Genomic DNA, 12,731 nt, shown 5'->3' on the forward strand with positions numbered 1-12,731 from the left:
AGCCGAAGGCGATCCGAGGTGGAGAGCGTGAAAGAGATGCCACTGCGCATCCGGCCAGACTCGCAGGATGGGCCTCAAACCGAAACCCCACACGGACTCAACCGTCAGAGCTCAACCACTAGGACCGGGCCTGCCACCGAGACGGGCTTTCGGGATCAGGGAGGCAGGCTTGCTCTCGACGTATTGCGTGTGCGAGCGCGGACGCTAAGTAGTGGCGCACCCGCCGACACAGGAGGACATCTTAGGTGCGCGGTTGCGAAACGGTGCGAAACCATTTAGCAAAATCAAGTCCGTTTTTATAGCTTTTCGGCGCGAATTACATGACACATGTAAGTCATAATTCACAGCTGCCGCTTGTATCCATCGTCATACCGACCAGGAAGCGGATCGACTTTCTGCGGTTGACCGTGGACGCGATCCGAGCACAAACGTATCCGAATTTCGAATTGATTGTCGTGGCCGACGGTCATCAACAAGATGTATGCGATTATATACAGTCTTTGCAAGACGCACGCGTCTCATATGCGGCTTGTCAGTTTGCAGGAAGACCATCGGTCGCGCGGAATTTTGGCATCCGGCTTGCCACAGGCGAGTTTATTGCCTTCTGTGACGATGACGATCTCTGGCTCGCCGACAAGCTCATGACGCAGGTCGAGTTCATGGAGCAGCGTGGGATCGATTTCTGTTTCACAGCGGCTGGTGTCATCGATGCGGACGGCAATAAAATTGAACAACCACAGATCGGTTACCGCCGGAAGATCTCGCTTGCTTGGTTCCTGATGTCCCTCGGGGACAACATCTACCCATCGACGATCATGTTGAGGCGCAGGAAGCTCGCGAGCATCAAGCTTTTCGATGAATCACCGAAGTTGCGGCAGGGCGAAGATTATGAGTTTTTCGCGCGGTTCTTGGAGATCGCGCCGGGTTACGGCATCGACCGCGAACTCGTCCTCTATCGTGGGCACAGCGGGAGCATCCAGGAACGGAGCGTGACGCGGTGGTTTCTGCATCAACTGAACCTGCAAAAAGCGCTTTATCGGACCAAGAGCTTTCCGCGCTCCGTGTTGCTCGTCAGGCTGATGCGCGTCTTTTATTGGATGGCGCGGATCAGCACGGTTGCGCTCTCCATGCAGGTGCAAAATAAGGTTCGCCTGCTGAATCTGCGACTTTTCCGAACCTGATGGGTTGCCGGAAAGCCGATGGCGAACGCGTCATCGCGCAATCGCCCGTGTCGGAAAGCGGAGTTATCGAAGCCTGAACCGGCTGCGCAGCGGGCTCAAGTCTAGGCGTCGTGGCACTGGAACGGCGGGGGATTCGATCGCTCTGTAAGTGATCGAGGATCCAGGATCGGCGCCGGGATGCGGTCGGTCATGATGGAATGCCAATCCACGGCATGCTCGATCAAAGGGCGCGGGAGGGGTATAAATTTTGGAGCTGCTGTGCGAATGAGGGCCGGACATGCATAAGCACAAGCTCTTTACGGACGGCGCGCTTTTATATTTTGCACATATCTTTAGATACGTATTCCCAATCGTCATCATCCCGCTGCTGGCGCGCAAGCTCGGAGCCGAGCATTACGGCATCGTCCTCGTCGGGCTATCCCTGGCAACCCTCGTCAGCCTGATTGTCGAGTTCGGTTTCAATGTGTCTGGGACCCGGGATCTGGCCACGCGGGACGCATCTCAGCTCGACGGCGTCGTTTCCGCGATTCTGACGGCCAAGCTGATCCTGATGGTTCCGGCCATCACGTTCGGCATCTTCGTGATTTCCAGCTCGTCCGTTCTCAGGGATGCGCCCGGCGTCGGCGTCCTGTCGATCATCTATGGCATTCTCCAGGGAACCAACCTCCTCTGGTACTTCCGGGCCAGGGGGCGGATGGCCCTCGTCGTCAAGATTGAGCTGGCCGCACAGCTGTTGAATATGCTGCTGATCGTGACGTTTGTCGGCGGTGAGAGTTCGTATGCTTATGTCATCCTGTTTTATATTCTGGCCTCGTCGCTGACTCTGCTCGTCACGGGTGTGATCCTCGTGAAAGAGGTCACGGTCAGGCTCGCATCCTGGACGGCGGCGCGCGACGCGCTTCGCGGCGGAGGAGCCATCTTTGTCCTGACGGGCGCCGTCGCTGCCTATACGGCGGCCTCCGGCCTCGTGTTGGGTTGGCTTTCGACGCCGGATCAGGTCGGCTTCTTCGGTCCGGCCGACAAGCTGATCAATGCGGGTCTGCAACTGTTGAACCCACTCTCGACGCTTCTGCTTCCCCACATGACCCGCGAGTTACGGAGTAACCCGGTCGAGGCCTACGTGCTGCTCAAGCGTACGACCTTCGTGCTGACGCTCTGCTCAACGTTGGCATCGATTGTGATCCTGTTCCTGGGGCCCTTCATCATGAAGATCTTCCTGGGCCATGCCTACGCGGAGGCGGGCAACATCTTTTCCGTCCTGAGCCTGACCCTGCCGCTCGGGACCATCAGCTACTGCTTGAGTATGCTTCTGCTTCTTCCCGCACGGAAAGATAAGGCGGTCACGGTCATCGCAATCGTGGGCGGTGCGCTCAACCTTCTGTGCGCAATCGTCCTGACACCGCAGAGCGGAGCCATGGGCATGGCGATCAGCCGCGTGATTGCGGAAGTCGCCATCACGATCCTGACCTTCTATGTGACGATCAGAAGCGGGCTCTGGCGCGACGTGTGGCGCGCGAGCGGCTCCGTACCCGCGTCCGTGAATCTGTCCGGGCGGTTTCAGAGTTTGAGGAAACGGTTCCCGCGGATCCCGATGACGTTCAGATCCGGACTCTGATGAGGATCGGGATCGGAGCGGCCGGGTTGCCCGGCTTGGCTCCTGTCATCGCGGCGATGGCCCGACGACGCAGGAACCGGGCCTGCTTCTGACGAGTACGCACCATCGCGTCTGCCGATGGCGCAGATGGCACCGGGCGCGGATCGGTGCCGCCGATCGGCGCGGCTGTCGGCCACCGCCATGGCATGTCCGGGCGAGTCTGCCGATCAGCGCCGAAGGGATTTTAAGGAGCAGAGAGTCGCTTCCCGGGGGCGGTCACGCTGCGAGCAGAAGCGCGGGCGATGTCCGGCGTAGGGCGGTGGTTCTCGAAGGCTGTGCCGGCTCCGGTACGCCGAGATCACCGTCCGGTCCGGGTCGGCCGTCGTGACCCGGCCCCGAAAGGACCTGCGTCCCGTCGGGAATTTGGCTGGGGCGCCAGGATTCGAACCTGGGAATGGCGGTACCAAAAACCGCTGCCTTACCACTTGGCGACGCCCCAAGGCAGGCGGTCGCTGTCTAGACGGCGCGGCCCCGCCTGGCAAGCGTTTCGCCGGGGGCCTCAGCGGCGTTCGGGGACGCCGTCGATCCGGCGCGGCAGGCCCAGCGGATTGGCGGCCTGGAGCGCGGGCGGCAGCAGGGCGTCCGGGACGTCCTGATAGCTCACCGGGCGCAGGAACCGATCGATCGCCAGGCTGCCCACCGAGGTCGTGCGCCCGTCCGAGGTCGCCGGATAGGGGCCGCCATGCACCATGGCGTGCGCCACCTCGACGCCTGTGCCGAATCCGTCCACGAGGATGCGGCCGACCCGCCGCTCCAGGAGCGGCAGCAGCGCGCGCGCCTCTGCGTGATCCGCCGGGGCGAGGTGGAGCGAGGCGGTGAGCTGACCCTCCAGATGCTCCAGCACCTTGCGCATCGCCGCAAGGTCCGGGCACCGGACGACCAGCGCCGAAGCGCCGAACATCTCCTCCTGCAGGGCGGGGTCCGCCAGGAAGGCATCCGCCTCCGCGGCGAACAGGGCGGCGCGCCCCTGCGTCGCCGTGCCCTCCGGCCCCTCCGCCAGCAGGGTAACGGCGGCGTGGCCCGCCACGCGGCCAACGCCCTCGCGATAGGCCCGCTGGATGCCCGGGGTCAGCATGGTGGCGGCCGGGCTCTCCCGCAGGGCCGCGGCGGCGGCCTCCAGGAAGGCGTCGAGGCCGGGCCCGGGCTGGGCCAGGATCAGGCCGGGATTGGTGCAGAACTGGCCGGCGCCGAGCGTCAGCGAGGCCGCGAAGGCCTTGCCGATCGCCGCGCCGCGCTCCGCCAGGGCGCCGGGGAACAGCAGGACCGGGTTGATGCTGCTCATTTCCGCATAGACCGGGATCGGGTGCGGGCGCTTTGCTGCGATCGCCATCAGGGCCGTTCCGCCCCGGCGCGATCCGGTGAAGCCCACCGCGGCGATCCGGGGATCGGCCACCAGCGCCTGCCCGATCGACTGGCCGGCATCGAACAGCAGGGAAAAGACGCCCTCCGGCAACCCGCAGGTCCCGACCGCCTTCTGGACGGCGCGCCCGATCAGCTCGGAGGTGCCCGGATGGGCCGGATGCGCCTTCACCACCACCGGGCAGCCGGCCGCGAGCGCCGAGGCGGTGTCGCCGCCCGCCACCGAGAAGGCCAGCGGGAAGTTCGAGGCGCCGAACACCGCCACCGGCCCGACCGCGATCCGCCGCAGGCGTAGGTCCGGTCGCGGCAGGGGCTTGCGGTCCGGCAAAGCCGGGTCGATGCGGGCCTCCACGGCGCTGCCCTCGCGCACCACGCCGGCGAACAGGCGGAGCTGCCCGGCGGTGCGGGCGCGCTCACCCTCAATCCGCGGGCGCGGCAGCCCGGTCTCCGCCATGCAGCGGGTGACGAGCTCATCGCCGATCTCGAGAATGTTCGTCGCGATCGCTTCGAGGAAGGCCGCCCGGGTCTCCGGGTCGGTCTCGCGGTAGGTGTCGAAGGCGGCCTCAGCCAGGGCGCAGGCCCGGTCGAGGTCGGCGGGGCTGGCGCCCGGGAAATCGGGCTCCAGAGCCGCGCCCGTGGCCGCCTCCACGGCCCGGAAGGACGCGTCCGCGCCGCGCCGGGCCTCGGCGCCGATCAGGTTCTCGCCGCGCAGGGTCATAGCGTGGTCCATCGGCTGGTCCTCTTCGTCTCGATGCGGGCCGACGGATCAGCTCCGCTGCGCCGCCAGGGCCTTCTCGCGGATCGCCGCGAGGGTCATGGTCGGGGTGAGCGCCTCGGGATCGACGCGGCAGTGGATCAAAGCCGGCAGGCCCGAGCCGAGGCTCCGCTCGAAGGCCGGGGCGAAATCCTCGGTGCGTTCGACGGTCTCGCCGTGGCCGCCGCAGGCCCCGGCGAGGGCCGCGAAGTCGGGGTTGCGCAGCTCGGTCGCCGAGACCCGGCCGGGATACTCACGCTCCTGATGCATCCGGATCGTGCCGTACATGCCATTGTCGAGGACGACGACCACGATGGGCACGGCGTACTGCACCGCGGTGGCGAATTCCTGCACGGTCATCATCACGTCGCCGTCGCCCGCGAGTGCCACGACAATCCGCTCAGGGTTGCTGCGCTTGGCCATCACGGCGGCCGGAAGGCCGTAGCCCATGGAACCCGAGGTCGGTGCGAGCTGCGTGCCGAAGGCGCGGAACCGGTAGTAGCGGTGGATCCAGGTGGCGAAGTTGCCGGCGCCGTTGCAGATCACCGCGTCGGGCGGCAGCCGCTCCCGCAGCCAGGTGATCGCCTGACCGTACTGGAACGCCCCTGGCTTCGGCTCCGGCGTCTCGGACCAGGCGCGATAGGATGCGTGGGCCTCGGCGGCGCGCCCGCTGCCGGTCGGCGCGAAATCCGGCAGCCCGGCGCAGAACGCCGCCGGGCTCGCCTGGATCGCCAGGGTGGGCTGGTAGACCCGGCCGAGTTCCGCCGGATCGGGGTGGACATGGACCAGCGGCAGGCCGGGATCGGGGATGCCGAGCAGGCCGTAGGATTGCGCCGGCATTTCGGACAGGCGCCCGCCGATCATCAGCAGGAGATCGGCTTCCCTGATCCGGGCGAGGAGCGCCGGGTTCGGGCCGATACCCAATTCGCCCGCAAAGTTCGGATGGTCGGCGGGGAAGAGCTGCGCCCGGCGGAACGAGACCGCCACCGGCACGTCGTGGCGCTCCGCCCAGGCGGCGAAGGCCGCGCAGGTCTCCGCGCTCCAGCGCGAGCCGCCGAGCAGCGCCACCGGGCGCCGCGCTTCCGCCAGCATCGCCCGCAGGCGCTCCACGTCCGCTTGAGACGGGGCAGGCTCGGCCGGCTCCACGCGCGGGGCGTCGCCGACCGAAGCGACGTCGTCCAGCATGTCCTCCGGCAGGGCGATCACCACCGGGCCTGGCCGGCCCTGCATCGCCACCCGGAAGGCCCGGGCGAGGATCTCCGGGATGCGGGCGGCGTCGTCGATCTCCACCGCCCATTTGGCGACGCCGCCGAACATCTGCCGGTAGTCGATCTCCTGGAACGCCTCCCGGTCGCGCATCCTCCTGGCGATCTGCCCGACGAACAGGATCATCGGCGTGGAATCCTGCCGGGCGATATGGACCCCCGCCGAGGCGTTGGTCGCCCCGGGGCCGCGAGTGACCATGCAGATGCCTGGGCGTCCCGTGAGCTTGCCGGCGGCCTCCGCCATGATGGCGGCACCCCCTTCCTGACGGCAGACGAGGATGTCGATACCGCTGTCGCGCAGGGCGTCCAGCACCGCGAGGTAGCTCTCGCCGGGGACGCAGGTGACGCGCTCGACGCCCTGCGCGAGCAGCTGGTCGACGAGAATCCGCGCGCCGGTGCGTGGGGGCAATCCGCTCAAGCCGTCCTCCCTGGCGATCCCGCCGTGCGGCCCTTGGCCGAGAAGGCCCATGATCCGGTCTGAGATGCCGGTGATATCTCAGCTGAGGATAGAGGCCCGATGGTGGCCGTCAACCTGTCAGACGAGCGGCCTACGGTCGAGGGCGCTGCGTGTCATCTGGTCGAGAAAGTCGAACAGGGTGCCGATACCGGCAACCGCCCTCTCGGCATCGCGGGCCACAACGCCGGCCACGATCCCCGCATGGATCCGGGCACAATCGAGAAAACTCGCGGTCGGCTCGTAGGTGTACCAGAAGCGCCGGGACTGGGCGTGGAGCGCCGCCATGGTGCTGGTCAGGGTGGCGTTGTGGGCGGCTTTCACCATCGCCTCGTGCAGCGTCCGCTTGCTGCGGAAATAGGTCTCCCGATCCCGGGCCCCGGCGGCAGTGAGCAGCCCGGCGACACCGCCTGCGAGGGCGGCGAGTTCCTGGTCCGATCCGCGCGCGATCACGCAGCGCGCCACCGTCTCGTCGAGGGGGCGCCGGACTTCGAGCAGTTCGAGATGCGTGATGATGTCGACGGGCGTGACCAGCACGCCCCGGCGCGGATGGACTTCGACGAAGCCGATGGTCTTCAGCCGCGCCAGCGCCTCTCGGACCGGGGTGCGGCCGAGCGCCAGTTCCTCGCCCAACTCGCCCTCCGACACCATCGCCCCGGGGGCGAGGCGGCGGCTGATGATCATCTGTTCGATGGCGTCGTAGGCGGTCTCCGCGAGGGAGCGCGACCGTCCCGTCACTGCGAGGCCGTTCAGGCCCGATCCTGCCGACACAAGTTTCTCTCCAGCCAAGTCATGCTGCATGGGTTTCAGGATTTGTCTGACGCCATGTCGCGGCATTGACAATGGCGACGCACGGCGTGCTACTCAACCTCTGAGATATCAGTCGGCACTCACGGCGGTTCCACAAGAACCGTGCGGCGGAGCGACACGACCATCCAGGGAGGAAACCGATGTCTGGGCTGTCCGAGGGGACGCGCGCCAAGCTGAAGACTGTCAGCACGGCGACGCTGATGACCGCCCTCTACAAGCGCGGCTTCCGCAACCAGATGATCCAGGGCGTCCTGCCCCTGAAGAAAGGCGGCGCCACGATGGTCGGCGAGGCCTTCACGCTCCGCTACATGCCGGCCCGCGAGGACCTGAACCCGATCACGGTGTTCCGTGACCGGGCGCATCCGCAGCGCAAGGCCGTGGAGGAATGCCCGCCCGGCGCCGTGTTCGTGATCGACAGCCGCAAGGATGCGCGGGCCGCCTCCGCGGGCTCGATCCTGGCGACCCGGCTAATGGTACGCGGCTGCGCCGGCCTCGTGACCGATGGCGGGTTCCGCGATGCCGACGAGATCGCCGCCCTCGACATGCCGAGCTACCACGTGCGCCCGTCCGCGCCGACGAACCTCACCATCCATCAGGCAATCGACATCAACGTGCCGATCGGCTGCGGCGATGCCCCGGTCTTCCCCGGCGACGTGATCGTGGGTGATGGCGACGGCGTCGCGGTGATCCCGGTCCACATCGCCGACGCGGTCGCCGACGAGGCGGTCGAGATGACCGCCTACGAGGATTTCGTCACCGAAGAGGTCCGCAAGGGCCGCTCGATCCTTGGCCTCTACCCGGCGACCGACGAGCAGAGCCTCGCCGATTTCGCAGCCTGGCGGAAGCAGACCGGCCGCTGAAAGCCGGCCCCGTTCGCGGGCGCCACCAAGCACGATCAGAACAGGGAGGACGCCATGGCGTCTGGCATTCCAACGGTCACGGCGGCGCCCGAGATCGAGCGGCGGACGGTTTCCAAGGTCTCGTGGCGACTCCTGCCGCTGATCGTGGTGATCTACTTCGTCGCCTACATGGACCGGACGAATGTCGGATTTGCCTCCTTCGGGCTGAACCGGGAATTCGGCTTCTCGGCGACGCTCTACGGCTGGGGCGCGGGGATCTTCTTCCTCGGCTACTTCTTCTTCGAGGTGCCGAGCAACGTCCTCCTGGAGCGCACCGGCGCGCGGATCTGGATCGCCCGGATCATGATCACCTGGGGGCTGATCGCGGGCGGCATGGCGTTCATCGCCGGGCCGATCAGCTTTCTGGTGATGCGCTTCCTGCTCGGCGTCGCCGAGGCCGGATTCTTCCCCGGCATGATCCTTTACTTCACCTATTGGTTCCCGCGGAAATACCGGGCCCGGGTGGTGGCGGCCCTGTTCCTGGCGGTGCCGGGCTCGAACGCCCTGACGGCGGTGATCTCGGGCGCGCTGCTCCAGCTCGACGGGGTGCTCGGCTTCCACGGCTGGCAATGGCTGTTCATGGTCGAGGCGGTGCCCGCCATCATCCTGGCCTTCGTGGTGCTCGCGTTGATGACCGACCGGCCCGCCAAGGCGACCTGGCTCGCCGCGGATGAGCGCCGCTGGCTGGAGGACACGCTGGAGGCGGAGCGCCGCAGCACCGTGAAGGCGCATGGCCACTTCACGCTCCGGCAGGCGTTGACCGATACCCGGGTCCTGACCCTGGCGGGGATCTACTTCACCATCGTCACGGCGACCTACGGCATCACCTTCTTCCTGCCGCCGATCCTCAAGAGCCTGAAGCTCACCGATTGGCAGACCGGGCTTGCGACCGCGGTCCCGTACGTCGTGGGCACCATCGGCATGGTCTCGTGGAGCTGGTCGTCGGACCGGCGCAACGAGCGGCGCTGGCACTTCGTCGTCGCGGCGGTCATCGCCGCCATCGGCCTGATCGCGTCGGGCCCGCTGCTCGGCAGCCTCTGGGCGCTGGCGGCGATGTCGGTGGCGACGGTGGGCCTCTACGGCACCAAGCCGGCTTTCTGGCCCCTGCCGGCTGAGTTCCTGTCGGGGTCCGCGGCGGCCGGCGGCATCGCGCTGATCAACGCGATCGGCAATCTCGGCGGCTTCGTCGGCCCCTATGTCCTGGGCTGGCTGAAGGATACGACCGGCACCTACGAGGCCGGGCTCTACTTCCTGGCGGGCTGCGCCCTGGCCTCGGCTGCGCTTGCCTTCGTGTCGATCCGCCCGCAGGCGCCGGCCACGGAGGCGGGCGCGGCCGGCGCGGTCCGTCCCAACGCGTGAGACGAAGGGCATCGCAATGAGCGCACGCAAGAAGACCCTGGGCGAGCTGCGCAGCCAGCGCTGGTTCGGCGCCACCGACCTGCGCAGCTTCGGCCACCGCTCGCGCATGCTCCAGATGGGCTACGAGCGCGCCGACTTCAGCGACAAGCCGGTGATCGGCATCATCAACACGTGGAGCGACATCAACCCCTGCCACCAGCACTTCAAGGCCCGGGTCGAGCACGTGAAGCGCGGCGTCTGGCAGGCGGGGGGCTTTCCGATCGAGCTGCCGGCGCTCTCGCTGTCAGAGAACTTCGTGAAGCCCACCACGATGCTCTACCGCAACCTCCTCGCCATGGAGGTCGAGGAGCTGCTGCGCCAGCATCCCGTAGACGGCGCGGTGCTGATGGGCGGTTGCGACAAGACCACGCCCGGCACCGTGATGGGCGGCATCTCCATGAACCTGCCGATGATCTTCCTGCCGGCCGGCCCGATGATGCGCGGGCATTCCGGCGGCACGATCCTCGGTTCGGGCTCCGACGTGTGGAAGTACTGGGCGGAGAAGGAGGCCGGGAACATCACCACACAGGAGTGGAACGACATGGAGGCGGGCATCGCCCGCTCGGCCGGCACCTGCATGACCATGGGCACGGCCTCGACCATGACGTCGATCACCGAGGCTTTGGGGCTCACCCTGCCGGGCGCGGCCTCGATCCCGGCGGCGGATGCCGACCATCCCCGCATGGCCGGCGCCTGCGGCCGGCGGATCGTCGAGATGATCTGGGAGGATCTGAAGCCCTCCGACATCCTCGACCGGCGCTCCGTCGACAACGCGCTGGTCGTCCACAACGCGCTCGCCGGCTCGACCAACGCGATGATCCACCTCGTCGCCATGGCGGGGCGCGCCGGCATTCCGGTCAAGCTCACCGAGTTCGACGACTTCGCCCAGCGTGTGCCGGTGATCGCCAACTTGCGCCCCTCCGGTCAGTGGCTGATGGAGGATTTCCACATCGCGGGCGGGATCCGGGCGCTGATGGCCCGACTCACCCCCCTCCTCCACCTCGACGCCCGCGCGGTCAGCGGCGGCACGATCGGCGACGGGCTCGCTGGCATCCGGGTCTTCAACGACGACGTGATCCGGCCGCTGGACCAGCCGATCGTCGCCATGGGCGGCACCGCGATCCTCTACGGCAACCTCGCCCCGGATGGCTGCGTGATCAAGCCGCCGGCTGCCGACCCGCGCTTCCTTCAGCATACCGGCCCGGCGCTGGTCTTCGACAATTACGACGCGATGAACGCGGCGGTGAACGACCTCGACCTCGACGTGACGCCCGACCACGTGATGATCCTGCGCAATGCCGGACCGATCGGCGGCCCCGGCATGCCGGAATGGGGCATGCTGCCGATCCCGAAGGTGCTGCTGCGGCAGGGCGTGCGCGACATGGTCCGGATCTCGGACGCGCGGATGAGCGGCACCAGCTACGGCGCCTGCATCCTGCACGTCGCGCCGGAATCGGCGGCCGGCGGGCCGCTCGCGGCGGTCCGCAACGGCGATCTGATCACCGTGGACGTGCCGGGACGACGGATCCACCTGCATCTCGATGACGCCGCGATCGCCGAGCGCGTGAAGGCGTTCCGGCCGCCGGACCGGGCCTACCCGCGGGGCTACAACCGCCTGTTCGCCCAGCACGTGCGGCAGGCCCACGAGGGCTGCGACTTCGATTTCCTGGAGGGCGCGGGCGGAATCCCGGAACCCGAGATCCACTGACCCTTCCTCGGGTCGCCCGGCTTCTGAATTCACACAGCGCGGCCGGGGGAAACGATCTGGAACGAAGCGCGGGTTCCCTACCCCTTGCGGGGAAGGGTCAGGGGTGGCCGCAGGATCGAGCGGTCCGGTGCCTCCTGCACCCACCCCCACCTCCGACTCCTCCCCGCAAGGGGGAGGAGGGCGCGTGTCCCAAGCCGAGTATTACACAGGGAGGACGCATGGCGATGATCGCGCGCAGGGGGCTGCTCGCCGGGGCGGCCCTCATCGGGGCCGCACGGGCGGCGGGGGCGGGCTGGGAACCGTCGCAGCGCGTGCCCGACCCGGCCGTGGAGATCCTCGATCAGGCCTTCGCCAAGTACCGTCTCGCCTCGGCGACGGTGGAGCGGGTCGCCACGGGCTTTCGCTGGGCGGAGGGGCCGGTCTGGTTCGGCGATATGGGTTCGCTGCTGTTCAGCGACGTCGTCAACGACCGGATCATGAAGTGGGACGAGTCTTCGGGCACGCTCTCGGTGTTCCGCAATCCGTCGAACTACGCCAACGGCAACACCCGCGACCGGCTGGGCCGGCTGATCACCTGCCAGCACAAGAGCCGCAGCGTCACCCGCACCGAGCACGACGGCAGCCTCACCACGCTGCTCGACCGGTTCGACGGCAAGCCGCTGAATTCGCCCAACGACGTGGTGTGCCATTCCGACGGGGCGATCTGGTTCACCGATCCGGCCTTCGGGCCGAACCCGCACGAGTCGATGGCGGCGCCGGAGCTTCCGGGCAACGTCTACCGGATCGATCCGAAGACGGGACAGGCCAACGTCGCGGTCGAAGGTGTGGCGGGGCCGAACGGCCTGTGCTTCTCGCCGGACGAGTCGAAGCTCTACGTCATCGAGGCCCGGGCCAAGCCCAACCGCCTGATCCGCGTCTACGACGTGGTCGAGAATGGCACCAGGACCGCCAACGGGCGGGTGTTCTACGATGCCGGCACCGGTACGCCGGACGGGTTCCGGGTCGATGTCGATGGCAACCTGTGGTGCGGCTGGGGGATGAGCGAGGCCGAAGACGGGGTTCTGGTGCTGTCGCCGCAGGCCAAGCCGATCGGCCGGATCCGCCTGCCGGAACGCTGCGCCAACCTGTGCTTCGGCGGCCTCAACCGCAATCTGTTGCTGATGACGGCGGTGCACGCGATCTACGCGCTGTACGTGAACACGCGGGGTGCCGGGACCTGCTGAAACCGCTTCGCGGAATCCGATGGTTC

9 protein-coding genes and 1 tRNA gene are annotated in these 12,731 nt (G+C 67.5%); 6 read left to right on the forward strand and 4 right to left on the reverse strand.

Annotated features, from left to right (window positions below; all coding sequences use genetic code 11):
• Positions 1 to 320: 320 nt before the first annotated feature.
• Together MKK63_RS02645 and MKK63_RS02650 are read left to right on the forward strand one after the other, a co-directional pair.
• Entirely contained in the window at positions 321 to 1,181 is an 861-nt protein-coding gene (locus MKK63_RS02645) for a glycosyltransferase family 2 protein (RefSeq protein ID WP_243998469.1), read from the forward strand.
• A gap of 277 nt (positions 1,182 to 1,458) precedes the next feature.
• Entirely contained in the window at positions 1,459 to 2,796 is a 1,338-nt protein-coding gene (locus tag MKK63_RS02650) for an oligosaccharide flippase family protein (protein ID WP_243998471.1), read from the forward strand.
• A gap of 403 nt (positions 2,797 to 3,199) precedes the next feature.
• Here MKK63_RS02650 and MKK63_RS02655 read toward each other — a convergent pair.
• From MKK63_RS02655 to MKK63_RS02670, 4 genes are all read right to left on the reverse strand, one after another.
• Positions 3,200 to 3,274: transfer RNA gene (locus tag MKK63_RS02655), tRNA-Gln, on the reverse strand.
• Positions 3,275 to 3,334: 60 nt separating this feature from the next.
• The gene (locus MKK63_RS02660) at positions 3,335 to 4,912 is read right to left on the reverse strand and encodes an aldehyde dehydrogenase (NADP(+)) (protein WP_243998634.1); all 1,578 of its coding nucleotides are present in this window, start codon (positions 4,910 to 4,912) and stop codon (positions 3,335 to 3,337) included.
• A gap of 48 nt (positions 4,913 to 4,960) precedes the next feature.
• Positions 4,961 to 6,631 carry a thiamine pyrophosphate-binding protein gene (locus MKK63_RS02665; protein ID WP_243998473.1) on the reverse strand — a complete coding sequence of 557 codons (1,671 nt, stop codon included), beginning with the start codon at positions 6,629 to 6,631 and terminating at the stop codon, positions 4,961 to 4,963.
• Positions 6,632 to 6,748: 117 nt separating this feature from the next.
• Positions 6,749 to 7,438, reverse strand: coding sequence for a GntR family transcriptional regulator (locus MKK63_RS02670; RefSeq protein WP_243998475.1), 690 nt, complete (start codon positions 7,436 to 7,438; stop codon positions 6,749 to 6,751).
• A gap of 179 nt (positions 7,439 to 7,617) precedes the next feature.
• On the opposite strand from MKK63_RS02670, the gene MKK63_RS02675 reads away from it, so the two are divergent.
• The 4 genes from MKK63_RS02675 to MKK63_RS02690 all read left to right on the forward strand — a co-directional run bounded on the left by MKK63_RS02675 (position 7,618) and on the right by MKK63_RS02690 (position 12,705).
• Positions 7,618 to 8,337, forward strand: a complete 720-nt coding sequence (locus MKK63_RS02675) for a ribonuclease activity regulator RraA (RefSeq protein ID WP_243998477.1) — start codon at positions 7,618 to 7,620, stop codon at positions 8,335 to 8,337.
• A 54-nt stretch (positions 8,338 to 8,391) separates the two neighbouring features.
• On the forward strand, positions 8,392 to 9,735 hold the full coding sequence (locus MKK63_RS02680) for an MFS transporter (protein ID WP_243998478.1): 1,344 nt from the start codon (positions 8,392 to 8,394) through the stop codon (positions 9,733 to 9,735).
• Positions 9,736 to 9,751: 16 nt separating this feature from the next.
• On the forward strand, positions 9,752 to 11,482 hold the full coding sequence (gene araD / locus MKK63_RS02685; protein ID WP_243998480.1) for an L-arabinonate dehydratase: 1,731 nt from the start codon (positions 9,752 to 9,754) through the stop codon (positions 11,480 to 11,482).
• Positions 11,483 to 11,700: 218 nt separating this feature from the next.
• Positions 11,701 to 12,705 carry an SMP-30/gluconolactonase/LRE family protein gene (locus tag MKK63_RS02690; protein ID WP_243998482.1) on the forward strand — a complete coding sequence of 335 codons (1,005 nt, stop codon included), beginning with the start codon at positions 11,701 to 11,703 and terminating at the stop codon, positions 12,703 to 12,705.
• The last annotated feature ends 26 nt before the right edge of the window (positions 12,706 to 12,731 follow it).

The organism is Methylobacterium sp. J-088 (assembly GCF_022829295.1).
Classification (GTDB): Bacteria; Pseudomonadota; Alphaproteobacteria; order Rhizobiales; family Beijerinckiaceae; genus Methylobacterium.

What these genes read in the sequence shown, in the direction of transcription:
- MKK63_RS02675 (WP_243998477.1), top strand. Translation starts at nt 7,618, where the DNA reads ATGTCTGGGCTGTCCGAGGGGACGCGCGCCAAGCTGAAGACTGTCAGC.
- MKK63_RS02690 (WP_243998482.1), top strand. Translation starts at nt 11,701, where the DNA reads ATGGCGATGATCGCGCGCAGGGGGCTGCTCGCCGGGGCGGCCCTCATC.
- araD (WP_243998480.1), top strand. Translation starts at nt 9,752, where the DNA reads ATGAGCGCACGCAAGAAGACCCTGGGCGAGCTGCGCAGCCAGCGCTGG.
- MKK63_RS02680 (WP_243998478.1), top strand. Translation starts at nt 8,392, where the DNA reads ATGGCGTCTGGCATTCCAACGGTCACGGCGGCGCCCGAGATCGAGCGG.
- MKK63_RS02650 (WP_243998471.1), top strand. Translation starts at nt 1,459, where the DNA reads ATGCATAAGCACAAGCTCTTTACGGACGGCGCGCTTTTATATTTTGCA.
- MKK63_RS02645 (WP_243998469.1), top strand. Translation starts at nt 321, where the DNA reads ATGACACATGTAAGTCATAATTCACAGCTGCCGCTTGTATCCATCGTC.
- MKK63_RS02660 (WP_243998634.1), bottom strand. Translation starts at nt 4,912, where the DNA reads ATGACCCTGCGCGGCGAGAACCTGATCGGCGCCGAGGCCCGGCGCGGC.